Origin of the sequence: Herbiconiux liukaitaii, from assembly GCF_041927495.1 — a bacterium.
GTDB lineage: Bacteria > Actinomycetota > Actinomycetes > Actinomycetales > Microbacteriaceae > Herbiconiux > Herbiconiux liukaitaii.
On sequence record NZ_JBHFHG010000002.1, the window covers coordinates 134,597 to 155,020 of the forward strand.

General features: G+C 70.9%; 21 protein-coding genes. 10 read left to right on the forward strand and 11 right to left on the reverse strand.

Annotated elements, in window-relative coordinates; genetic code table 11:
• Positions 1-295: 295 nt before the first annotated feature.
• Complete coding sequence (locus ACEXQC_RS01150) at positions 296-1,069, forward strand: phosphate ABC transporter ATP-binding protein (RefSeq protein WP_374818821.1); 774 nt, start codon at positions 296-298, stop codon at positions 1,067-1,069.
• A gap of 105 nt (positions 1,070-1,174) precedes the next feature.
• Here the strand turns inward: ACEXQC_RS01150 and ACEXQC_RS01155 are convergent, their stop codons facing one another.
• Complete coding sequence (locus ACEXQC_RS01155; RefSeq protein WP_374817494.1) at positions 1,175-1,615, reverse strand: hypothetical protein; 441 nt, start codon at positions 1,613-1,615, stop codon at positions 1,175-1,177.
• Positions 1,599-2,693 (reverse strand): M4 family metallopeptidase, encoded by a 1,095-nt coding sequence (locus ACEXQC_RS01160; protein WP_374817495.1) that lies wholly within the window; start codon positions 2,691-2,693, stop codon positions 1,599-1,601. The genes ACEXQC_RS01155 and ACEXQC_RS01160 overlap by 17 nt, the downstream gene beginning before the upstream one ends.
• A gap of 136 nt (positions 2,694-2,829) precedes the next feature.
• Between ACEXQC_RS01160 and ACEXQC_RS01165 the strand changes: the two genes are divergently transcribed.
• Together ACEXQC_RS01165 and ACEXQC_RS01170 are read left to right on the forward strand one after the other, a co-directional pair.
• A complete protein-coding gene (locus ACEXQC_RS01165) occupies positions 2,830-4,692 on the forward strand; it encodes a DNA-3-methyladenine glycosylase 2 family protein (RefSeq protein ID WP_374817497.1) in 1,863 nt (620 codons plus the stop codon).
• Positions 4,689-5,219: a methylated-DNA--[protein]-cysteine S-methyltransferase gene (locus ACEXQC_RS01170; protein WP_374817499.1), complete on the forward strand. Its 531-nt coding sequence runs from the start codon at positions 4,689-4,691 to the stop codon at positions 5,217-5,219. The genes ACEXQC_RS01165 and ACEXQC_RS01170 overlap by 4 nt, the downstream gene beginning before the upstream one ends.
• A 167-nt stretch (positions 5,220-5,386) precedes the next feature.
• Here the strand turns inward: ACEXQC_RS01170 and ACEXQC_RS01175 are convergent, their stop codons facing one another.
• Positions 5,387-6,421 (reverse strand): LLM class flavin-dependent oxidoreductase, encoded by a 1,035-nt coding sequence (locus tag ACEXQC_RS01175; RefSeq protein ID WP_374817502.1) that lies wholly within the window; start codon positions 6,419-6,421, stop codon positions 5,387-5,389.
• A gap of 151 nt (positions 6,422-6,572) precedes the next feature.
• Here ACEXQC_RS01175 and ACEXQC_RS01180 point away from each other — a divergent pair, with 151 nt between their 5' ends.
• The 3 genes from ACEXQC_RS01180 to ACEXQC_RS01190 all read left to right on the forward strand — a co-directional run bounded on the left by ACEXQC_RS01180 (position 6,573) and on the right by ACEXQC_RS01190 (position 9,838).
• Positions 6,573-7,589, forward strand: coding sequence for a DnaJ domain-containing protein (locus ACEXQC_RS01180; RefSeq protein WP_374817504.1), 1,017 nt, complete (start codon positions 6,573-6,575; stop codon positions 7,587-7,589).
• Positions 7,590-7,683: 94 nt separating this feature from the next.
• On the forward strand, positions 7,684-9,438 hold the full coding sequence (locus tag ACEXQC_RS01185; RefSeq protein WP_374817506.1) for an AMP-binding protein: 1,755 nt from the start codon (positions 7,684-7,686) through the stop codon (positions 9,436-9,438).
• Between the two features lie 19 nt (positions 9,439-9,457).
• Entirely contained in the window at positions 9,458-9,838 is a 381-nt protein-coding gene (locus ACEXQC_RS01190) for a VOC family protein (RefSeq protein WP_374817508.1), read from the forward strand.
• Here ACEXQC_RS01190 and ACEXQC_RS01195 read toward each other — a convergent pair.
• Both ACEXQC_RS01195 and ACEXQC_RS01200 read right to left on the reverse strand, forming a co-directional pair.
• Positions 9,816-10,121: a GNAT family N-acetyltransferase gene (locus ACEXQC_RS01195; RefSeq protein ID WP_374817509.1), complete on the reverse strand. Its 306-nt coding sequence runs from the start codon at positions 10,119-10,121 to the stop codon at positions 9,816-9,818. The genes ACEXQC_RS01190 and ACEXQC_RS01195 overlap by 23 nt on opposite strands.
• A gap of 58 nt (positions 10,122-10,179) precedes the next feature.
• A complete protein-coding gene (locus tag ACEXQC_RS01200) occupies positions 10,180-10,788 on the reverse strand; it encodes a DNA-3-methyladenine glycosylase I (protein WP_374817511.1) in 609 nt (202 codons plus the stop codon).
• 42 nt (positions 10,789-10,830) lie between these two features.
• Between ACEXQC_RS01200 and ACEXQC_RS01205 the strand changes: the two genes are divergently transcribed.
• Entirely contained in the window at positions 10,831-10,992 is a 162-nt protein-coding gene (locus ACEXQC_RS01205) for a hypothetical protein (protein WP_374817513.1), read from the forward strand.
• Positions 10,993-11,004: 12 nt separating this feature from the next.
• Here ACEXQC_RS01205 and ACEXQC_RS01210 read toward each other — a convergent pair whose 3' ends face one another.
• Genes ACEXQC_RS01210 through ACEXQC_RS01225 form a run of 4 tightly spaced genes read right to left on the reverse strand, consistent with a single transcriptional unit; the run spans position 11,005 to position 15,608 of the window.
• On the reverse strand, positions 11,005-11,439 hold the full coding sequence (locus ACEXQC_RS01210) for a DUF1905 domain-containing protein (RefSeq protein ID WP_374817515.1): 435 nt from the start codon (positions 11,437-11,439) through the stop codon (positions 11,005-11,007).
• Positions 11,440-11,475: 36 nt separating this feature from the next.
• The gene (locus ACEXQC_RS01215; protein WP_374817517.1) at positions 11,476-12,270 is read right to left on the reverse strand and encodes a ferritin-like domain-containing protein; all 795 of its coding nucleotides are present in this window, start codon (positions 12,268-12,270) and stop codon (positions 11,476-11,478) included.
• A gap of 12 nt (positions 12,271-12,282) precedes the next feature.
• Complete coding sequence (locus ACEXQC_RS01220; protein WP_374817519.1) at positions 12,283-14,643, reverse strand: SDR family oxidoreductase; 2,361 nt, start codon at positions 14,641-14,643, stop codon at positions 12,283-12,285.
• Positions 14,640-15,608 carry a hypothetical protein gene (locus tag ACEXQC_RS01225; protein WP_374817521.1) on the reverse strand — a complete coding sequence of 323 codons (969 nt, stop codon included), beginning with the start codon at positions 15,606-15,608 and terminating at the stop codon, positions 14,640-14,642. The genes ACEXQC_RS01220 and ACEXQC_RS01225 overlap by 4 nt, the downstream gene beginning before the upstream one ends.
• A gap of 107 nt (positions 15,609-15,715) precedes the next feature.
• Here ACEXQC_RS01225 and ACEXQC_RS01230 point away from each other — a divergent pair, with 107 nt between their 5' ends.
• The 3 genes from ACEXQC_RS01230 to ACEXQC_RS01240 are packed head-to-tail and all read left to right on the forward strand — an operon-like array spanning position 15,716 to position 19,007.
• Positions 15,716-16,501 (forward strand): SDR family NAD(P)-dependent oxidoreductase, encoded by a 786-nt coding sequence (locus ACEXQC_RS01230; RefSeq protein ID WP_374817524.1) that lies wholly within the window; start codon positions 15,716-15,718, stop codon positions 16,499-16,501.
• On the forward strand, positions 16,498-17,259 hold the full coding sequence (locus ACEXQC_RS01235; protein WP_374817525.1) for a lysophospholipid acyltransferase family protein: 762 nt from the start codon (positions 16,498-16,500) through the stop codon (positions 17,257-17,259). Before ACEXQC_RS01230 ends, ACEXQC_RS01235 begins: the two co-directional genes overlap by 4 nt.
• Positions 17,256-19,007, forward strand: a complete 1,752-nt coding sequence (locus ACEXQC_RS01240; RefSeq protein ID WP_374817527.1) for an FAD-binding oxidoreductase — start codon at positions 17,256-17,258, stop codon at positions 19,005-19,007. The genes ACEXQC_RS01235 and ACEXQC_RS01240 overlap by 4 nt, the downstream gene beginning before the upstream one ends.
• A 31-nt stretch (positions 19,008-19,038) precedes the next feature.
• On the opposite strand, the gene ACEXQC_RS01245 is transcribed toward ACEXQC_RS01240, so the two are convergent.
• Positions 19,039-19,614, reverse strand: coding sequence for a TetR/AcrR family transcriptional regulator (locus ACEXQC_RS01245; RefSeq protein ID WP_374817529.1), 576 nt, complete (start codon positions 19,612-19,614; stop codon positions 19,039-19,041).
• Positions 19,615-19,699: 85 nt separating this feature from the next.
• Positions 19,700-20,341, reverse strand: coding sequence for a TetR/AcrR family transcriptional regulator (locus tag ACEXQC_RS01250; protein WP_374817532.1), 642 nt, complete (start codon positions 20,339-20,341; stop codon positions 19,700-19,702).
• Positions 20,342-20,424 lie beyond the last annotated feature (83 nt).

Consider the following 20,424-nt stretch of genomic DNA (forward strand, 5'->3'; position numbering starts at 1 on the left):
TGCTGACGCTCCTGCCGCAGCTGCTCCCGCTGACGCTGCCGCTGCTCCCGCTGCCGTCGATCCCGCCGACGATGTGACGACGGTTCTGCCCTCCCTCAGCCGGCGCGACCAGCGTCGCATCATGAAAGGCGCGACGGCAGGCCCCCGCGACTGGACTCCGCCCGTCGACGAGCCGCAGGTGCTGTCGCCCGCGCCCGCAGCCGGGTACGCGCCCACCATGCAGTACTCGGTGGCGGGAGCGGCGTCGGCGGTCTCCTTCGAGCAGCAGGTGCTCGGGCTCGACGACCGGCCGCCGCTGGCCGAGCTCGACGCTCGCAACATCTCGGCCTGGTTCGGGGATCACCAGGTGCTCGACCGGGTGTCGCTCACCATGCCCGCCGGGGTCATCACCTCGCTGATCGGGCCCTCGGGCTGCGGCAAGTCGACGTTCCTGCGCATCCTGAACCGCATGCACGAGCTCATCCCCTCGGCGAGTCTCGCCGGCGAGGTGCTCATCGACGGCAGCGACATCTACGACCCGTCGCGCAAGCTCGTCGAGGCGCGCAAGAGCATCGGCATGGTGTTCCAGAAGCCGAACCCGTTCCCCGCCATGTCGATCTACGACAACGTGCTGGCGGGCCTCAAGCTCACGGGCACCAAGTCGAGCCGCGACCACAAGGACTACCTCGTGGAGTCGTGCCTCGTGAAGGCGGGCCTCTGGAAGGAGGTGCGCGATCGTCTGCGTGCTCCGGGCGGAGGTCTCTCCGGTGGTCAGCAGCAGCGGCTGTGCATCGCGCGGTCGCTCGCCGTGACTCCGCGGGTGCTGCTCATGGACGAGCCGTGCTCGGCTCTCGACCCCACCTCGACCCGCGTGATCGAGGAGACGATGCTCGAGCTCGTCAACGACGTCACCATCGTGATCGTCACGCACAACATGCAGCAGGCGCAGCGCGTCTCCACGCAGTGCGCGTTCTTCCTCGCCTCGCAGGGGCAGCCTGGCGCGATCGTGGAGCACGGCAGCACCGAGGCGATGTTCTCCAACCCCATCGATTCCCGCACCTTCGACTACGTCAACGGCGTCTTCGGCTGATCCGCGCGCTCGCCTCGCTGGAGCTGGAGCTGGGCGCGGACTCGGGTGGTTTCGACGACGGGTGGTTTCGACGACGGGTGGTCTCGGGGCGGGCGGGCGGTCGCGTCAGCGGCGGGCGCGGCGGGGCCGTGGCTTGGCTTCGGCCTTCACGCGGTCGACGAGGTCGCGCCACGGGCCGGTGAGCTCGCGCTCGGGCACCCGGGCGTCGCGAGCCGTCGCATCCGGGGCCTCCACGAGCACCCGGATCGTGTAGACGAACCGATCGCCACCGTGGCCGCCCGAGCCGCCGGAGCTGGTGCTCGTGCCAGCCGCCGAGCCGGTGCCAGTGTCGCTGTCGGTGTTCGAGGGATCGTCGGCGTTCCAGGGACAGGAGTCCACGAGGTCGAGCCAGTCGTCGACGTCGGGCTCGCCCTCCGCCGTCACCGTCCAGGTCGGTGCCATGCCCGCCACTCCACCCGACCGCGCGACCGTGATCTTGAGCGCGCGCGAGACTGCGCCGGCTGTGTCGTCGTGCGGCGCAGGGTCGTGGTCAGTGTGCTCGGTCATCGCTCCTCACGCCCACCGTACGCCAGGCCTCGGCGATCGCGCTCGTCACCTCGGAGTCGTCGCCGAAGCGAGCTCCGGATGCAGCGATCGTGGCCTCGGCGAAGGCCGCGAAGTCGGCCTTCTCATCGAGCGGACCCGTCATGGCGTCGTACCAGACGACTCCCACGCCCTCCCACGCGAATCCGCCCACGGCGCGCGCCGCCAGGGCGAAGGCGCGGTTGGGGATGCCGGAGTTGAGGTGCACACCCCCGTCGTCATCCGTCGTCTCGATGTAGCCCGCCATGTCTCCGGGCTGGGGGTCGAGGCCGAGCACGTCGTCGTCGTAGGCCGTTCCCGGCTCGAGCATGGAGCGGAGGGCCCGGCCCTGCACCGCGTCGGTGAAGAGGCCCTCGCCGATCAACCAGGTCGCCTCCTCCGCCGTCTGCTCGAGGCTGTACTGCTCCACGAGGGCACCGATCACGTCGGAGAACGACTCGTTGAGCGCCCCCGACTGGCCCTCGTAGACGAGACCGGCCGTGTACTGCGTCACGCCGTGCGCGAGCTCGTGACCGATGACCGAGAGGGAGGCCGTGAACCGCCCGAACACCTCGCCGTCGCCATCGCCGAACACCATGCGCTCGCCGTCCCAGAACGCGTTGTCGTAGGCCTCGCCGTAGTGCACGGTGGCGAGGAGCGGCAGGCCGACGCCGTCGATCGATGCACGCCCGAACGCCTCGAACAGCAGTGCGTGGGTGGCGCCGAGGCCGTCGAACGCCTCGTTCACCGCCACGTCGTCGACCGGCGGATCGGTCTCGGCGCGCACGAGCGTGCCCGGGAGGTTCTCGCGCCCCTCGGCGTCGAACACGGAGCGATCGGGCTCGGTGATGCCCACGAGGCCCGTGAAGGCGGCCTGGAGGGGGTCGACGGCCTCGAGCAGCACCGAGCTCGGGGTGAACACTCCTTCGCGGCGGCGCTCGGCACGCAGCGGGGGATCGGCCGCCAGCGAGCGCCGCGCGGCGGCCGCGGCCCCCTGCAGCCCCTCGGCCTCGGTCTCGGCGAGACGGGCGAGCAGATACGGGGGAACAATGGAGTGCGCCATGGCCCCGACCCTACGTGGACCCCCCGACATCCCCCACCCCGCCGCCCCGCCACCCCACCCCGCCCCCCACCCCGCCGCCCACCGCAGTGTCCGATTCCCGCTAGAGACGGCGCGCGGGGCGTGTGAGACTCGTGGCATGGACTTCGAGGCGCGCTACCGCATCATCCAGTCGCGCGACGCCCGGTTCGACGGGCAGTTCATCACCGCCGTGAGTTCCACGGGCATCTACTGCCGGCCGAGCTGCCCCGCCCGCACCCCCAAGCCGGCCAACGTGGCGTTCTACGACACGAGCGCCGCGGCCCATGAGGCCGGCTACCGGGCGTGCAAGCGCTGCCTGCCCGAGGCGGTGCCCGGAACCCCCGCCTGGAACCTCCGCCACGACCTCACCGCGCGCGCCATGCGCCTCATCGGCGACGGCCTCGTGGAGCGCGAGGGCGTGGACGGTCTCGCCCTCCGCCTCGGCTACTCGCCCCGGCACCTCACGCGGGTGCTCACGCAGGAGCTCGGCGCGGGCCCGCTCGCCCTCGCCAGGGCGCACCGTGCCCAGACGGCGCGCACCCTCCTCACCTCCACGGAGCTCTCGATGGCCGACATCGCGTTCGCCGCGGGATTCCGCAGCATCCGCCAGTTCAACGACAGCGTCGCGGAGGTCTTCCAACTCACCCCCACCGACATCCGCACCCGCCACCGCCGACCCCCCGCACCAGCGTCCACCCCCGCCAGCGCCGCCGCTCCTGGGGCGGCCACCGCCCCCGCCACGGCCGCCGCACCTGCGCCGGCTCCCGGCACCATCACGCTCACCCTCCCGTACCGCGAGCCCTACGACGCCCTGGGTGTCTTCACCTGGCTGATGGCCCGAGCCATCCCCGGCATCGAGCACGTCACTTTCGCCCCCGACGCCCCGCCCACCAGTACCGCCGGCGCGGCGGCCGGGGTGGCCACGTACACCCGGTCGCTGCGGCTGCCGAACGGTGCCGCGTGGTTCACGGTGCGTCACGACTCCACCGCGCGGGGCGTGCTCACCCTCGAGGCCCACCTCACCGCCCTCTCGGATCTCCCCGTGCTCGTCGCGCGTGTCCGTCGCCTCTTCGACCTCGACGCCGACCCCACCGCCATCGACACAGCCCTCCTCGAAGCCGCAGCCGCGCAGGGCGAGGCCGCAGCCGCGCAGGGCGGGGCCGCCGCGGCGGGCGGGGCTGCGGAGAGTGCGGGGTTCGAGGCACTTTCGGAGCGCATCCGCGCGACCCCGGGCATCCGGATGCCGGGGGCCGTGGATCCCGACGAGATGCTGTTCCGCGCCATCATCGGCCAGCAGATCACCGTGGCCGCCGCCCGAACCCTCCTCCACCGCCTCGCGCACGCAGCAGGCTCCCCGATGCCGCCCACGAGCCACCCGACCGACAGCACCCCACCCACCCTCCTCTTCCCCACGCCGGCCCAGGTGGCCGAGCACGCCGAGGCGGTGCTCACCGGCCCACGCGCCAAGATCCGCACGGTCGTCGAGGTGGCGAGAGCACTCGCCACCGGCGACCTCGAGCTCTCGTTCGGTGCCGACCCCGACGACCTCCACACGCGTCTCACAGCCCTCCCCGGCATAGGCCCCTGGACGGCCGGCTACCTCGCCATGCGCATCCTCAACCACCCCGACATCCTCCTCACCGGCGACGTCGCGCTCCGCACCGGCGCCCGCACCCTGGGCCTCCCTGCGACCCCCGCGACCCTCACCGCCTGGTCGGCCGCCTTCACCCCCTGGCGCACCTACCTCTCCCTCCACCTCTGGTCGGCCTCAGCCCCCAAGAAACCCGCCACCAAGAGCGGCAGAACCCAAGTCCGCCCCACAACCCGTGGGCGGGGTGGGCTGGATGTCCTGGTCGAGTCACAGGTGGGCCTGGCAGGCGTCGGCGCAGCCGACGCGGGACGTGACACGACCAGGACATCCAGCCCACCCCGCCCAGCGCAAGCCAACAAACGAACGCCACCACCAAAGGACAAGAGATGACCGCCACAGTCCAGTTCGTAGACACCCCAGACGGCCCCTTCGGCATCATCGAGGACGACGACCACAGAGTGCTCGCCTCAGGCTGGACAGACGCCCCCCACGCCCTCCTGGCCCGCCTCACCCCGAGCATCCGCCCCGCCGCCCTCGTGCCGGCGACGGGAGCGGAGTCGAGAGCCGTGCAAGCGGTGCAGGCCTACTACAGCGGAGACATCGCCGCCATCGACACCGTCGAGGTCCGCCAGCACGGCGGGAAGTTCCACAGCCAGGGCTGGCAGAAGCTCAGGCACATCGAGCCAGGCCACCCCCTCACCTACCAGCAGTTCGCGGCAGAGCTCGGCCGCCCCACGGCGGTCAGAGCCGCCGCGAGCGCCTGCGCCAAGAACGCCCCCGCCCTCTTCGTGCCGTGCCACCGCGTGCTCCGCGGCGACGGCACGATGGGCGGCTTCGCGTGGGGGGTGGAGGTCAAGCGCTCCCTCCTCGCCCGAGAGTTCGCCGCCCACCTCACCGCCCCCGCGCACACGCACTGAGTCGCGTCCAACTGTCCCCAAAACCCACGAAACCGGCCCTGAAGCAGCACTTAGCCGCGACTCACTGGCGGTGGGGCGGGGTGGGGTGGGCGGAGTGGAGTTGGGCGGGGCAAGGCGCGGGGTGCCGCCGCGTGGGGTGGGGGTGGGTGGTGCGGGTCGGCGGGGGCCTAGGCGAGGAGCTCGCGCACGCGCGGGATGACCTGGGTGCCGTACAGCTCCACGCTGCGCATGAGCGCCGAGTGCGGCAGCGGCCCGTTGCCGTACTTGAGGTCGAACCGCTGCAGGCCCACGGTGCGCACGGTCGCGGCGATCTTCTGCGCCACCGTCTCAGGCGACCCCACGTAGAGCGACCCGTGCGGCCCCGCCTCCTGCTCGAAGTGCGCGCGCCCCATGGGCGACCAGCCGCGCTCGCGGCCGATCCGGTTCATCTGCGCCTGGTAGTGCGGCCACAGCTGCTCGCGCGCCTCCTCGTCGGTGGGCGCGACGTGCCCGGGGGAGTGCACGCCGATCGGCTGCAGCGGCAGCTCGAACTGGTCGAGCGCCCGCCGGTACAGGTCGGAGTAGGGAGCGAACCTGGCGGGGTCGCCGCCGATGATCGCGAGCATGAGCGGGAACCCGTAGCGCGCCGTGCGCACCACCGACTCGGGGCTGCCGCCCACGCCCACCCACGTCTTCAGCAGCCCGTTCTCCACGGCCGGATACACGCTCTGGTTGACCAGGGGGGCCCGCGTGGTGCCCTCCCAGCTGATCGGCTTCTGCTCGCGCACGGCGGCGAAGAGGTTGAGCTTCTCCTCGAACAGCGTCTCGTAGTCGCCCAGCTCGAACCCGAACAGCGGGAACGACTCGGTGAACGAGCCGCGGCCCAGGATGACCTCCGCGCGCCCGTTCGAGATCGCGTCGAGGGTGGAGAAGCGCTGGAACACACGGATGGGGTCGTCCGACGAGAGCACCGTCACGGCCGATCCGAGGTGGATGCGCGAGGTGCGCGCGGCCACGGCGGCGAGGGCGACCTCGGGGGCCGACACGGCGAAGTCGTCGCGGTGGTGCTCACCGAAGCCGATGAAGTCGATGCCGACCTCGTCGGCGAGCACACCCTGCTCCACGAGGTTGCGCAGCACCTGGGCGGCGGGCAGCGGCTGCCCCGCGTCGTCGGCGGTCACGTCTCCGAAGGTGTCGAGGCCGAGTTCGAGCTGCTGTGTCATCGTGATCTCCTGGTTGGTTCCATGCGAACGTATGTAATCGTCAACGCCGCGCTCCGTCCAGTATTCCGTCGGGCCGCCGCCCACGCTGACGCCGACCCCGCCGCCCTCGCTGCCAGCGGGCTCCCCGCGACGGCCCGGTATCGTGGAGCGGGTGTCCGAGAGCCCCTCCGCGAGAACCCCCTACGAGGTCTTCGGTGTCGAGGCCTCCGTGTCGCACGACGAGCTGCGGAAGGCCTACCGCCGCCTGCTCCGCGAGACCCACCCCGACACCGGGGGAGACTCGGCCCGCTTCGTAGCCGTGCAGCACGCCTGGGAGCTCATCGGCACGCCGGAGGATCGCGCGGCCTACGACCGCGGCCACGGCCGGGGTGCGAGCAGCGGATCGGCCCACGCCGCCGGTGCCACCGGCTCCGCCTCGACCTCGGGCGCCGGCTTCGGTCCGCCCTCGCACGCCTCGCCGGCCGGCACGCGCTCCCGCAGCTCGGAGGTGCGCGCCCGCACCTACGGCCACCCGGGCGGCCAGGAGCGCGAGATCTACAACCGCCTTCTCCGCGAGTGGGTCGGCCGTGGAGTGCCGGTCCAGGACCCCTATGACCCCGCGCTCGTGCGGTCGGCCCCCCGCGAGATCCGGGCGTGGCTCGCGAAGGCGCTCGCCGAGGAGGCGACCGCCGGTGTGGTGGGCGGCCTCGGCCTCGGCTACACCATCTGGAACAACGTGCTCACGGGCCGTCAGCTCGACGGCGTGCCCGAGACCATCGACCACCTCGTGCTCGGCCCCGCCGGCCTCTTCGCCGTGCAGTCCGAGGATCGCGGCGGCCACGTGCGCCTGCGCAAGGACGAGATCGTGGGCGACGGCATCCACCCCGACGAGGAGCCCCTGCACGAGCTCTACCGCGGCACCAAGGCGCTCGGCCGCTCGCTCGGCGTCAAGTTCACCGCTCTCGTGGTGGTGGTTCCGGATGCGGCCCTCGCCGACCCCATGGAGGTGGTCGGTCGCGGGCGGCTGGCCGGCGCGGTGCTCGTGCGTCGCTCGCTGCTGCCGCAGCTGCTGCGCAACGGATCCGGTGCCGGTCGCGGCCGCGAGAACTCTCGAGAGGGCGGGCGCGAGAGCATCGACCGCGTGTTCGACCTGCGCACCCGGCTGCAGAACGGCATCCGCCTGGCCTGAAAGCGAGTCGGCGGGGCGTCGGAGGGCCCCGCCCCTTGCGGTGGACGGTGAGACGGTAGTCAAATAGCGGCACGTCTATCGAAGGAGATAGCCCATGGCCCGCTCGTTCCTCTCCCGCCGTCTCCATCGCGCCGACTCCACCGAGGCGCCGGACAGACCGGAAGCAGCCGAGGCACCGGAAGCGCAGGCCCCGGCCCCACAGACCCCGGCCCCACTCCCGCTCCCCACCGCCGGCGAGCCCCTCGAGATCCCGCCCCTCAGCGTCTACGACCTCCTCTTCTCCGACCTGGCCGACGACGACCTCGATCGCGTTGCCCTCGTCGACGGCGCCTCGGGCGACGAGACGAGCTATCGCCAGCTCGTGGCCCAGATCGACGCCCTCGCCGGCTCGCTCGCCGCGCGCGGCCTCGCCGTGGGCGACCGCGTGGGCATCCTGTGCCCCAACATCCCCGCGTTCGCCACGGTGTTCCACGGTGTGCTCCGCGCGGGAGGCACCGCCACCACCGTGAACTCGCTCTACACCACCGACGAGATCGCCAACCAGCTGCGGAGCGCCGAGGCCGGCTGGCTGTTCACCGTCTCGCCGCTCTACCCGCAGGCCAGAGCGGCGGCCGAGGCGGTGGGCATCCCGGCAGAGCGCCTCGTGGTGATCGACGGCGCCCACGGCCACCCGTCGCTCCGCGACCTGCTCTTCGATCGCGCCGCACCCCCGACCGTGCGGTTCGATCCGGCCACCCACCTCGCCGTGCTGCCCTACTCCTCAGGCACCACGGGTCACCCCAAGGGCGTCATGCTCACGCACCGCAACCTCGTGGCCAACGTGCTGCAGTGCGAGCGCGCCATCTCGCTCGAGCGCGACGACAGGGTGCTCGCGGTGCTGCCGTTCTTCCACATCTACGGCATGTCGGTGCTGCTCGACTTCGCGCTCCTCACGCGCGCCGCTCTCGTGACCATGCCCAAGTTCGACCTGGCCGAGTTCCTGCGCACCGTGAGCGAGCACCGCTGCACCTGGGTGTTCATCGCCCCGCCCATCGCGGTGGCGCTCGCGAAGCATCCGCTCGTCGACGACTACGACCTCTCGAGCGTCAAGGTCGTGTTCTCCGGGGCGGCGCCGCTCGACGGCACTCTCGCCGGTGCGGTGGCGGATCGGATCGGCTGCGAGGTCTGCCAGGGCTACGGCATGACCGAGACGAGCCCCGTGACGCACGTCATCCCCACCGGGGAGTCCGCCATCGACCGCTCGTCGATCGGCAGGACCGTTCCGGGCACCGAGTGCCGCCTGGTCGACGTCGAGACAGGCCTCGACGTGGGCCTGCCGGAGGACGGACAGAGCGCCAGGGGCGAACTGCTCGTGCGCGGGCCGCAGGTGATGCCGGGTTACCTGCACGACGAGGAGGCCACCAGGCGCACCCTCGACGCCGACGGCTGGCTGCACACGGGCGACATCGCCACGGTCGACGCCACCGGGGTCTTCACCATCGTGGACCGGCTCAAGGAGCTCATCAAGTACAAGGGCTACCAGGTGGCCCCCGCGGTGCTCGAGGCCGTGCTGCTCGCGCATCCGCAGATCGCCGACGCCGCCGTGGTGGGCGTGCCGGACGACGACGGCCAGGAGGTGCCGAAGGCCTTCGTGGTGCGCACCGCGCAGGCCGATCCCGGTCAGGGGGAGGGGCCCGGTGCGGGGGCGCAGCTCGGCGAGGAGGCCGTGATCGCCTGGGTGCAGGAGAGGGTGGCGCCGCACGAGAAGGTGCGGCTCGTGGAGTTCATCGACGTCGTGCCGAAATCGGCGTCGGGCAAGATCCTGCGCAAGGATCTGCGCGCGAAGACGGGGCGGCACGCGGCCGCTTGACGACGAGGAGGAGACGATCATGGAGTACACCCACGGCTTCAGCGGGTTCAGCGTGCGCGACATCGACGCGGCGAAGGCCTTCTACGGCGAGACGCTCGGGCTCGAGACGGAGGTGAGCGGCATGGGCATCCTCACCATCACCCTGCCCGGAGGCTCACTCGTGATGGTCTACCCGAAGGAGGACCACGAGCCCGCGGTCTACACCGTGCTCAATCTCATGGTGACCGACATCGACAGCGCCATCGACGACCTCACGGCCGCGGGTGTGACGTTCGAGCGCTACGAGGGCATGCCTCAGGACGCGAGGGGCGTGATGCGGGGCTCAGAGCACGACATGGGGCCCGACATCGCGTGGTTCCTCGACCCCTCCGGCAACATCATCGGCCTGCTGCAGGAGTGATGATGTCGTCGAAGTCGTGGTGCTTCTCCACGTACTTCGCCACGAACGGGCACTCCGGGACGACCGTGAGGCCCTCCTCGCGCACCTGGCCGAGCGCGCCGGCGACGAGGATGCTGCCGTAGCCCTTGCCGCCCTGCGCGGGGTCGATCTCGGTGTGGGTGAAGACGCGCTCGCCGCCCTGGTCGGTGTAGGCGGCGAAGCCCACCTGCTCGCCGTCGACCGTCAGCACGTAGCGGTTCTCGGCGGGCTCGTGGGTGACGACCTGGTTCTCGTTCTCGCTCATGGCTTCACCCTACGCCGGGCACGTCAGGCGCCCGTCATCTCGTAGCAGAGGCCGCGATTCAGGAGGGCCAGACGCCCGAACTGCTCCGGCGGTGGCTGCCCACGAGGTGCGTGTCGACGATGCCCACGGCCTCCATGAGCGCGAACATCGTGGTGGGCCCCACGAACCGGAACCCTTTCGCGCGCAGGGCGGCGGCGAGAGCGGCGGATGCGGGGGAGCTCGTGGGGATGTCGGCGTGACTCACCGGCTCCGGCGTGACCTCGGGTCGGAACGACCACACCAGCCCGACGAGCCCGCCCTCGACGGCGGGGTCGTCGCGGAGCGCCACCGTGGCGCGGGCGTTGCCGATCGTGGCCACGATCTTGGCGCGGTTGCGCACGATGCCGGTGTCGCCCAGCAGCCTGTCGATGTCCGCCCCGCCGTAGCGGGCCACGGCATCCGGATCGAACCCGTCGAACGCGGCCCGGAACGCCGGTCGCTTGCGCAGGATGGTGGCCCAGGAGAGACCGGACTGGAAGCACTCGAGGCTGATCCGCTCGAACAGGCCCTGCTCGTCCTGGACGGGCATGCCCCACTCGGTGTCGTAGTACTCACGGAGCAGCGGATCGACCGCGGCCCACGCGGGGCGCGCCAGGCCGTCCTCCCCGATCACCGGTCCATCGCTCACACCCTCTAGTATTGGGGAAGCAACAGAACTGGAGGATCCCCCTTGAACGTGCTCGCCGCAGTCGGTGCCATCGCCCTGTTCATGCTGGGAATCTTCCTCTTCGGCATCCACACCGAGGCCTTCGTGTTCTTCGGGGGGATCCTGTGCGTCTCGGCGTCGCTCGCCGTCGCCTTCTCGCTGCTCCCCACGCAGCGCCGCCACTGACCGCTCGAGCGGTCAGATGAGGTCCGCGAGGGCCTTCTGCACGCGCCGGTCGCGCGTCTCCTGCGTCTTCGCACCCTCGATCGAGAGCACGAGGGCACGCTTCCTGCTGTAGCTGAGCGCCGCGAAGGCGGATGCCGCATCCGAGTCCTTCGCGAGGGCCTCCGCCAGATCGGCGGGCACCTCCACCTCGCGCGGCTGGTCGTCGAGCTCCACCTGCACCGCGACCTCGTCGCCCGCGGCGACCCCCGCCGCGGTGCGGTTCTCCGCACTCAGGGCGATGAGGAACCGCCCGCCGTAGACCACGATCGAGCTGCGGTAGCTGTGCCCGCCGAGCGTCACGACCACGGGCACGCGCTTGCCGGCATCCAGCGCCGTCACCACGCTCTCAGGAACCGGGATGCCGGTGTTGTTCTTACCGCTCGCCAGGATCGTGGTCGTGAACTCCATGAGGCGATTATCGGGCAGTGACGCCCGCGACGTCGATCAGGCGGCGACGCCGCGCGCGTCGAGGGCGTCCTGCACGATGGTGAGGCCGTCGAGGCCGGGCATGCGGGCGATGTGCGCATCGATCTTCGCGGCCTCGCGACGACCCTCCGGCCCACCCATGAGGTGGCCCATCACGTGTTTGACCTCGGCGTCGCTCATGACACCGGAGCCCACAGGGCCCCAGAAGTTCTTGAGCGCGAACCGCGCGAGCACCTGGGCGCGCTTCGACTTGCCGAGGCGCTCGCGGGCCTGCGTGGCGTAGAAGGCCACGTGACGCGCCTCCTGCTTGGCGATCCGGCGCAGCAGCTCGGCCAGCACGGGGTGCTGCTCGAGGTCGGCGAGCCGGTTGTAGGCGGCCACGGCCGACCACTCGTTGGCCGCGCCCCACACCATGTGCACGGCGATGAAGCCCTCGCCCACGATGTTGCCGAGCAGCGACTGCTTCACGGGGTCGAGGCGGTCCTTCCAGCCGAGCTTGAGGCGCGTGGCCTTGAGCTCGTCGAAGTCCACGATCACGTCGTGCTCGGCGAGCACGGCCGCGAGGGCCTCGCCGTGCCAGAACTCCTCGCGGTTCCACATGGTCATGAACGCCGTCACGTCCTCGTCCTTGTGCGACGGGGTCACGAGCATGTCGCGCAGGTAGCAGACCGTGTGGTACTCGATGTCGCACATGTAGCGGAGCGATCGCAGCGTGCCCTCGGGCAGCGGGTTGGTGCGGAACTCGGAGAAGTCGAGATCCTGCCAGGCGACCTTCTCGGAGGTCTCGGTGTACTTGTCGATATCGAATGCCATGGCAGATGTCGGTCAGCGGGGCTCAGAGCCTCGTGACCGGTCTCCTTCCTCGGGTGCGGCGCGTTGCGGGTCAGGCAGCAGGGACAGAGTAGCGGGCGAAGACGACCGTTCGGATGAACGACGTGTCCAATCCTCGACCGTCCACTTGGTTCGTTGCGCGTGCCGATACAGATCGGTGTCGGGATTGACCACTGTGGCGTTTCCCAGCAGCTGCAGCCACGCCACGTCGGCGAGCGAGTCGCCGTAGCCGTAGGACTGCGTGAGGTTGGCGCCGTGCGCGCTCGCGTACTCGCGGAGCCACGCCGCCCGCGACTCGTCCACGAGCGGGGGAGTCGCGAGGTAGCCCGTGAGCACGCCCTTCGAGGAGTGCATCTCACCCGCCACGACGTCGTCGAAGAACGCGGCGAAGGGCTCGGCGGCCGAGCGGGTCGCCCCCGTCACGAGCACGGTGCGGTGGCCGGCTGCGCGGTGCTGCGCCACGCGGTCGAGCGCATCCGGAATAGCCCTGCTGAGCATGGCGGCGCCGTAGCGGCCCTCCACGAGCTGCTGCAGCTCGTCGACCCTGATGCCCTTGTAGCGGCGCACGAGGGTGCGGATGAACTCGCCGCGGTCGCGGCGGTCGACGCGCAGGAACTTGGGCACCGAGAGCATGAGGCTCGCGAGCTCCTGCGGCCACTGCGCCTTGGGCAGCATGGCGAGCCGCACCCAGAGGTACTGCTCCACGAGGTTCGACTCCACCACGGTGCCCTCGAAGTCGAAGACCGCGAGCACGTCGCTGCACACCGGCAGGGCCCGCTTGGCGCGCACCTTGCCGGCGGGCCGCTTGGCGAACGCCTTGGTGAGCCCCGTGATGGAGGGGAAGTGCACGGTCTGGAAGTACTCGTGCCAGTCGATCTCCGCCACGTCGAAGCCGCGATCGGCCTTGAGCTCCTCCGGGATCGAGTTGTGCAGCGCGAGGGCGTTGCGGTCGTCGAAGATGAGCTCGGTCTGCACGTAGGCGCGGTAGAGCTCGGCGAAGTAGCGCAGCTGGGTGAGACCGCTCTGCCTGCGGTAGAGCGACTTCGTCCACTCCCGCGTGCGCGGGGTCGACGGCATGCGCGCCACACCGCGATCGGCCACCGAGGTGAGCCGCTCCTGCAGGCGCAGCGTGCGCTCCACCGAACGGCCGCCGGGGAAGCGCCACGAGGGCACCTCGATGTCTCCGCCCTCGTCGGGCATCGGCATGGGCGTCTTCGTGAAGAACTCCTTCACGTTCTCGTACATGGTGTGGAACGGGAGCGGGTTCCGAGCACCGGAGGTGATCTGGTAGTAGTTCGGCTCGTCGACGGTCGCGGGCGTGACGGCGGCGGCGAGGATGGCGTTGACCACGAAGTCGACGGGGATGACATCGAGGATCGAGTCGGGAACACCGGGGAACTCGGGCAGCTGGCCGCGGCCGTAGGCCATGATGAGCGGGTCGGCCACCTTGAAGCCGTCGAGCCAGCCGGGGAACGGATGGCGCAGCGCGCTCTCGATGATCGAGGGGCGCACGATCGACAGCCGGTGCCCAGCCGTTCCCCACAGCTCCTCGGCGGCGCGCTCGGCGAAGGCCTTGGTGAGCGTGTAGACGTCGGTCCAGCCGAGCGACTCCGCGCGGATGCGACCGTGGTCGATGAGCCGCTTGGTGACCCAGTCGATGCGAGCGGCCTCTGCGGCCTGCGCCACCGCCTGCGGGCCCACCTTGCCGAGCTCGGCGCGCGACTCGGCGAGCAGCCGGCGCAGCACCTCGGGCTGGCGCGAGGCCATCTCCACACGGCGCCTGGCCGACTTCGCGGCCGCGTTCTCGGCCCGCCAGTCGATGGTGTGCTCGAGCGAGGCCTCGAGGCGCACACCCTTGCGCATGCCGCCCACGTAGGCGGTCGAGACGTGCACGACGTGCGGATCGCTGCCCGAGGCCAGCAGGGCACCGTAGATGCCCGTGGCGCCGTCGACGTTGGTCTGGAAGGCCTCGTCGATGGGTGGGTCGAAGCTCACCGTGGAAGCGCCGTGGATGACCACGTCGAGGTCGCCCGGCAGCTCGCCCGGGTTCGCGAGGTCGCCCTGAACCACGTTCAGCCGCTCGGCGATCGCCTGCGCCACACCCTCCTCGCCCACCGTCTCGCGCCAGGCGCGGAACACGGGCTTCTTGAGCAGCGTGCCGAGCCGCGATTCGCCGCTCGACGACTTCGGTCGGATCAAGAGCGAGATCCGGGTGTCGGGATGCGTCGACAGCAGGCGCTCGAGCACGGCCTGCCCCACGAACCCGGTGGCGCCCGTCAGCAGCACGTGCGACGAACCGAGGGTGAAATCGGGGAAGGCGGGCGTGGTCTGGTCGTTCGGGGCCGAGTCGGTCATCCGTTCGTACCGCCTTTCGTGGTGGAGCGGAGGGTGTGGGCGAGGCCGGCCGCGAGGCGGCCGAGGCGACGGCCCATGGTGGAGGTCGAGCCGGAGCTGCGTGATCCGGAACCAGATGAGCCGGAGCTGTGCGGTCCGGTGAGGGCCGCCCGCCTGGCGTTCGTCACGAGGTGCAGCGACTCCAGCCCGGGCAGAGCGCCGGCCTTCGCGTCGATGGCCTCGGCGAGGCCCTCGTCGATGAGTTCTTCGTAGAAGAGCGCCGTGTCGGATCGGGCGAGGCTCGCGGCGCCGATCGGCCAGTCGATGCGGGGGAGCGCGCGGCGGGCCAGCGACCTGGCCTTGGGCGACTCGGCGAGGCGGCGACGGGCATCGGGCTCCACGAAGAGCCGGTGCCTGGCCTTCACCTCGAGCACGTGCTCGAGCAGGGGGGTGAGCACCGGATGCGGGGCCTCGGCGATGAGCCGGGTGTAGGCCGCCTCGGTGATCCACTCGTCGACGGCCACGCTCGCCATGTGCAGCCCGATCACGTCGGTGCCGATGGCGTTGGCGCGGAACGACTCCACGATGGGGGTGGCGCGCTCGGCCACCTCGAGCGCGAAGGCGCGGAAGCGCGAGAGCGTCTCCGCCTCGGCGGGGTCGACGCCGTGGGCCCGCACGACGACCTCGAACGAGTCGGCGATCCAGTACTTCTCGTACGCCCACGTGGTGAGGAACGCCGTGACCCTCGCGTCTTTGTGGGTCGGGGTCACGAGCACGTTGCGCAGGTAGGTCATGGTGGAGCGCTCGAGCTCGCGGGCGTAGGCCAGGAGCTGCACGACCGTGTGGGGCAGCGGGTTCTCGTTGAACACCGAGAGGTCCATCTCGCTGCGGTGGCTGCCCACCGCGGTGCGCGCGAAATCGCGCACGTCGAAACGTGGCGCGGTGCTCGCCGGAGCCGTGCTCGCAGCGGTGCTCTCGTCAGACATCGAATGCTCTCCTCACAACGGATTCCCTCCGCGTGGGCGGTGTACATGGGGTGCTGGATGGGTGCGAACGTCTCGCGCTACGCACTCCGTAGCGTATCCTAAGGATCATGGCGACTGCTCTTGTGACCGGTGGCACCTCCGGGATCGGAGCGGCCTTCGCCCGTGCTCTGTCGCTCCGCGGCTACGACATCGTGCTCGTGGCGCGCGACGAGCTGCGGCTCGCCGAGATGGCCGCCGAGCTCGAGAGAGACGGCGCCACGCGCGTCGAGACCATCTCCGCCGACCTGGCCGTGCGCGCCGACGTCGACCGTGTGGCCGAGCGCCTCGAGTCGACCGACGACCCCATCGACTTCCTCGTCAACAACGCCGGCTTCGGCATCCACGGCTCGCTGCTCGAGCGCGACGTCTCCATCCACGAGCGGGCGCTCGCCGTGATGTGCCTCGCCGTGCTCGTGCTCGGCGGAGCGGCCGGTCGCGCCATGACCGCGAGGCGCAAGGGCACCATCCTCAACGTCTCGAGCGTGGCGGGCACCATCGCCACGGGCGACTACTCCGCCGTCAAGGCGTGGACGACGGCCTACACCGAGTCGCTCGCCGTGGAGCTCCGCCACACGAACGTGCAGGTCTCCGCCGTGCTGCCAGGGTGGGTGCGCACCGAGTTCCACGACCGGGCGGGAATCCGCACCCGCTCCATCCCCGACTCGCTGTGGCTCGACGCCGATGCGCTCGTGGAGGAGTGCCTGCACGACGTGGCCCGCGGTGCCGTGCTCTCGATCCCGTCGGTGCGCTTCAAGTTCCTCTACTTCCTCACCCGGCACATCCCGCGGCGGGGGATCCGCTGGATCTCGGGGCGCATCTCCTCCAGTCGCGACACGAAGGTCGAGGCCCGATGAACGAACAGCACCCCAGCCTGCTGCAGGGTCCGAAGGACCGCTTCACCTCGAGCACGATGGCCGCCATGCGGTTCGTCGCCCAGCGCATGCTGCTCAAGCCCGTGGTCTGGTCGATCACGCGCGTGAGCGTGCGCGGCCACGACGCCGTCAAGGGTGTGCAGGGCGCGTTCATCGCCGTGGCCAACCACTCCAGCCACCTCGACGCCCCGCTCATCATGTGCGCGCTGCCCCGCCGCCTCGGCCGCTACCTCGCCGCGGGGGCCGCCGCAGACTACTTCTTCGACATCTGGTGGCGGCGCATCCTCACCGCCCTGTTCTTCAACGCCTTCCCGATCGACCGCACCGGCACCGCCCAGAAGCAGGGCGTGTCGAAGAAGCTGCTCGCGCGGGGCGTGCCTCTGCTGGTCTTCCCCGAGGGCACGCGCTCGAAGACGGGCGAGATGGCGCCGTTCAAGGCCGGTGCCGCCGCGCTCTCGATGGCCTGCGACGTGCCGTGCGTGCCCGTGGCGCTCGTGGGGGCGAGCCTCGCCATGCCGCGCGGGCGCAACTGGCCCATCCCCGGCCGCCCTCCCGTGGCCGTCATCTTCGGTGAGCCCATGCTGGGCCTCCCGGGTGAGACGCCCGAACAGTTCTCCCGACGCATCGCACACGAGGTGCGTCGACTGCATTCCACGGCGGCCGAGACCGACGAGATCCCGGCACTGCCCGTCATGTTCTCGCGTCAGCAGGGCCGAAGCACCACGAGAGGAGCCGCATGACCGACGTCAAGCACATGAAGTGGTGGGGCTGGGGCCTCGAAGGTGTCGGCTTCCACTTCGAGGACAAGCCCGCGTTCGCGCCGTTCGTGAAGAAGGCCGTCGGGCTCGATCTGAGCACCCCGGCCATTCCGCCGCTGGCCTTCGACGAGCTCACCGTGGCCCCCTCGCGCATCTCGCCCTCGTTCGAGGCCGAGCTCGTGGCGATCGTCGGCGAGGAGAACGCGTTCACCGACGACATGACGCGTGTGGTGCACACCTACGGCAAGTCGATCCGCGACCTCCTGCGCATCCGTCGCAACGAGATCGCACGTGTTCCCGACGTGGTGGTCTACCCGGGCGACGAGCACGCCGTGCAGCAGATCGTCGACGCCGCGGTCGCCGCGGGCGCCGTGATCATCCCCTTCGGCGGTGGCAGCAACATCGCCGGCAGCCTCGAGCCGCTCGCCGATGAGCAGCGCACGATCGTGTCGCTCGACCTCGGCCGGCTCGACCGGGTGCTCGACATCGACGAGGGATCGGGCCTCGCCCGCATCCAGGCCGGTGCCCAGGGCCCCGACATCGAGGAGCAGCTGAACGCCAAGGGCTGGACCATGGGGCACTTCCCCGACAGCTTCACGCACTCCACGCTCGGCGGCTGGGTGGCCACCCGCTCCTCGGGCATGCAGAGCGACAAGTACGGCGACATCGCCGACATCGCGCGCGGCCTCCGCATGGTGCGGCCCGGCACGATCGTGGAGCTGCGCCCGCTGCCCTCGACCTCCACCGGCCCGTCGGTGCGCGAGATGATCATCGGCTCCGAGGGTCGCCTCGGCGTCATCACAGAGGTCACCGTGCAGGTGCACCGTCAGCCCGCCGTGCGCGAGGTGCAGGCCTACTTCTTCCCCAACTGGAAGGCCGGCCTCGCCGCCATGCACGCGATCTCGGAGTCCGACGCGGCCCCCTCGATCACGCGGGTGTCGGATGCGCGCGAGAGCGGCTTCTCGCTGTCGACCCGCAAGGCATCGAAGGGTGTCTCGGGTGCCGCGCAGAACGTGCTGATGTCGGTGCTCAAGCGCCGCGGCTGGGATCTCGACGAGATGTGCCTGTCTTTCATCGGCTTCGAGGGATCCGCCTCGCACGTCTCCTACGAGAAGAAGCTCGTGGGCGCCATCGTGAAGAAGCACGGCGGCCTCGGCGTGGGCAAGGGCCCCGGCGCGCTCTACGACCAGAAGAAGTTCGACACCCCGTACCTGCGCGACTTCCTGCTCGACCACGGCGCAGCGGCCGACGTGTCGGAGACGGCGGCGCCCTGGTCGAAGCTGCAGCAGGTCTACGACGACACGGTCGCCGCGGCCGAGGGCGCCTACAAGGCGCTCGGCATCCACGGCTGGATCATGTGCCACCTCTCGCACTCGTACAAGTCGGGGGCGTGCCTCTACTTCACGTTCGCGTTCGTGCACGGTGACGACCCCGTGGCGCAGTACGAGGTGGTCAAGTCGTCAGTGCAGCAGGCCTTCATGAAGCACGGAGGCACGCTCTCGCACCACCACGGTGTGGGTGTGGAGCACGCGCCGTGGATGGCGCAGGACATCTCGGAGGGCGGGGTGGCGCTCATGCAGGGCCTCTTCGACGCCGCCGATCCCGACGCGCAGTTCAACCCCGGCAAGGTGCTCGGCCCGACCCAGGTCACTCGCGCCGACGTGGAGGCCCTCGTGGCCGCCGCCCCGCGCGACACCCCAGCACCCTCCACCGCGCCCGCCAAGGTCTGACCCACCGCCCCTGTCCTGGCGACTCCGGTCGTCAGGAGGGGGGCGTGAGGGCCGGCCAGAGGAGGGTGAGGAGGCGGTCCGCCCAGACCTCGTCGGGCTCACCGCCGCGGATGACGTGGCCGACGGCCGAGCCCAGGAGCACGCTCACCACGAGCTTGACGTCGAGGCCCTCGCGGAGGTCTCCGCGGGCGACGGCCTCGTCGAGGAACGCCACGAGCTGGTGGCTTCGCATGCGGATCATGTCGCGCAGCTGCTCGGTGAAGGGCGCGTCGTCGTCGATGAGGATGGCGGCGACCGTGCCGCGCCCCACGATGTCCTGCACCCTCACGCGAGCGGCACCCAGGAGCCAGTGCAGGGTGTCGTAGGTCGACATGCCGCTCGGCAGCGTGACCTCGGTGGTGGCCGCGTCGATGGCCGCGGTGAGCAGGGCCTCGCGGTCCTCGTAGCGACGGTAGATGGTGGTCTTCGCCACCCCGGAGGCGGCGGCGACGGCCTCGACGTTCACGCCGGCGGGCCCGCGGTCGCGCAGGAGCTGCAGGGTGGCCTGCACGATGCGCTCGTCGGCTCCCGCGGGGTGCTCGGGGTGGTCGACGGCGCGGTCGGTCATGGCTCGAGTCTAGCCAGTCGAGGTGCTCCTGCCCCGGCCTCGCGGCGAATGCGGGGATGGTGCGACCGACCGTCTCGAACGATGGTCAGAGGCCTCGATCGACCATGTCGAGCAGGCGTGCCGTGGCGAAGTCGATCATGGGGTCGGTGAGGCCGCGGAGGGGCCCGTCGATCACGAGCATGCCGAGGCCGTGCACCGTGGCCCAGGCGAGGAACTCGGCGTTCTCCCGGCGTTCGGCGGGGAGCACGTCGGCCGCCACGAGCGCATCGAGAGCGAGCGCCAGGAGCTCGAAGGGAGTGCGGCCGCTTTTTCCGGCTTTGGCGGGGGAGAGGGCCTGACGCAGGTCGTCGGGCACCGAGAACGCCGTGCGGAAGAGCCCGGGCTCCTCGCGGGCGAAGGCGATGTAGCCGCTGCCCACGGAGCGCAGCTGCAGCCGCGCGTCGGCGGCCGCGTCACCGCTCCGCGGCTGCGCGGCCCACTCCTCGTCGATGCGGTCGGCCGCGAAGCCGAGGCACGTGTCGGAGACCGCCTTGAGCAGTGCCTCGCGATCGGCGAAGTGGCGGTACGCGGCGTTGGGGGAGACACCCGCCCGCCTGGTGGTCTCGCGCAGCACGACCGCTCGCGGTCCGCCCTCGCGCGCCATCTCCACCCCGGCCTCGATGAGCGCACCGCGCAGGTCGCCGTGCCGATACGTCGTGCGACCGGGTAGTTCGGGTTCGTCACTCATCTGTGCTCTCAAGGTCGTGCTGGGGCACCGGGGTAGTGGACAGTGTACACATCCGGGTGCGCCCTCGTGGAGCTCCCACGTTA

What these genes read in the sequence shown, in the direction of transcription:
- ACEXQC_RS01155 (WP_374817494.1), bottom strand. Translation starts at nt 1,615, where the DNA reads ATGACCGAGCACACTGACCACGACCCTGCGCCGCACGACGACACAGCC.
- ACEXQC_RS01160 (WP_374817495.1), bottom strand. Translation starts at nt 2,693, where the DNA reads ATGGCGCACTCCATTGTTCCCCCGTATCTGCTCGCCCGTCTCGCCGAG.
- ACEXQC_RS01165 (WP_374817497.1), top strand. Translation starts at nt 2,830, where the DNA reads ATGGACTTCGAGGCGCGCTACCGCATCATCCAGTCGCGCGACGCCCGG.
- ACEXQC_RS01170 (WP_374817499.1), top strand. Translation starts at nt 4,689, where the DNA reads ATGACCGCCACAGTCCAGTTCGTAGACACCCCAGACGGCCCCTTCGGC.
- ACEXQC_RS01175 (WP_374817502.1), bottom strand. Translation starts at nt 6,421, where the DNA reads ATGACACAGCAGCTCGAACTCGGCCTCGACACCTTCGGAGACGTGACC.
- ACEXQC_RS01185 (WP_374817506.1), top strand. Translation starts at nt 7,684, where the DNA reads ATGGCCCGCTCGTTCCTCTCCCGCCGTCTCCATCGCGCCGACTCCACC.
- ACEXQC_RS01190 (WP_374817508.1), top strand. Translation starts at nt 9,458, where the DNA reads ATGGAGTACACCCACGGCTTCAGCGGGTTCAGCGTGCGCGACATCGAC.
- ACEXQC_RS01195 (WP_374817509.1), bottom strand. Translation starts at nt 10,121, where the DNA reads ATGAGCGAGAACGAGAACCAGGTCGTCACCCACGAGCCCGCCGAGAAC.
- ACEXQC_RS01210 (WP_374817515.1), bottom strand. Translation starts at nt 11,439, where the DNA reads ATGGAGTTCACGACCACGATCCTGGCGAGCGGTAAGAACAACACCGGC.
- ACEXQC_RS01215 (WP_374817517.1), bottom strand. Translation starts at nt 12,270, where the DNA reads ATGGCATTCGATATCGACAAGTACACCGAGACCTCCGAGAAGGTCGCC.
- ACEXQC_RS01220 (WP_374817519.1), bottom strand. Translation starts at nt 14,643, where the DNA reads ATGACCGACTCGGCCCCGAACGACCAGACCACGCCCGCCTTCCCCGAT.
- ACEXQC_RS01225 (WP_374817521.1), bottom strand. Translation starts at nt 15,608, where the DNA reads ATGTCTGACGAGAGCACCGCTGCGAGCACGGCTCCGGCGAGCACCGCG.
- ACEXQC_RS01230 (WP_374817524.1), top strand. Translation starts at nt 15,716, where the DNA reads ATGGCGACTGCTCTTGTGACCGGTGGCACCTCCGGGATCGGAGCGGCC.
- ACEXQC_RS01235 (WP_374817525.1), top strand. Translation starts at nt 16,498, where the DNA reads ATGAACGAACAGCACCCCAGCCTGCTGCAGGGTCCGAAGGACCGCTTC.
- ACEXQC_RS01240 (WP_374817527.1), top strand. Translation starts at nt 17,256, where the DNA reads ATGACCGACGTCAAGCACATGAAGTGGTGGGGCTGGGGCCTCGAAGGT.
- ACEXQC_RS01245 (WP_374817529.1), bottom strand. Translation starts at nt 19,614, where the DNA reads ATGACCGACCGCGCCGTCGACCACCCCGAGCACCCCGCGGGAGCCGAC.
- ACEXQC_RS01250 (WP_374817532.1), bottom strand. Translation starts at nt 20,341, where the DNA reads ATGAGTGACGAACCCGAACTACCCGGTCGCACGACGTATCGGCACGGC.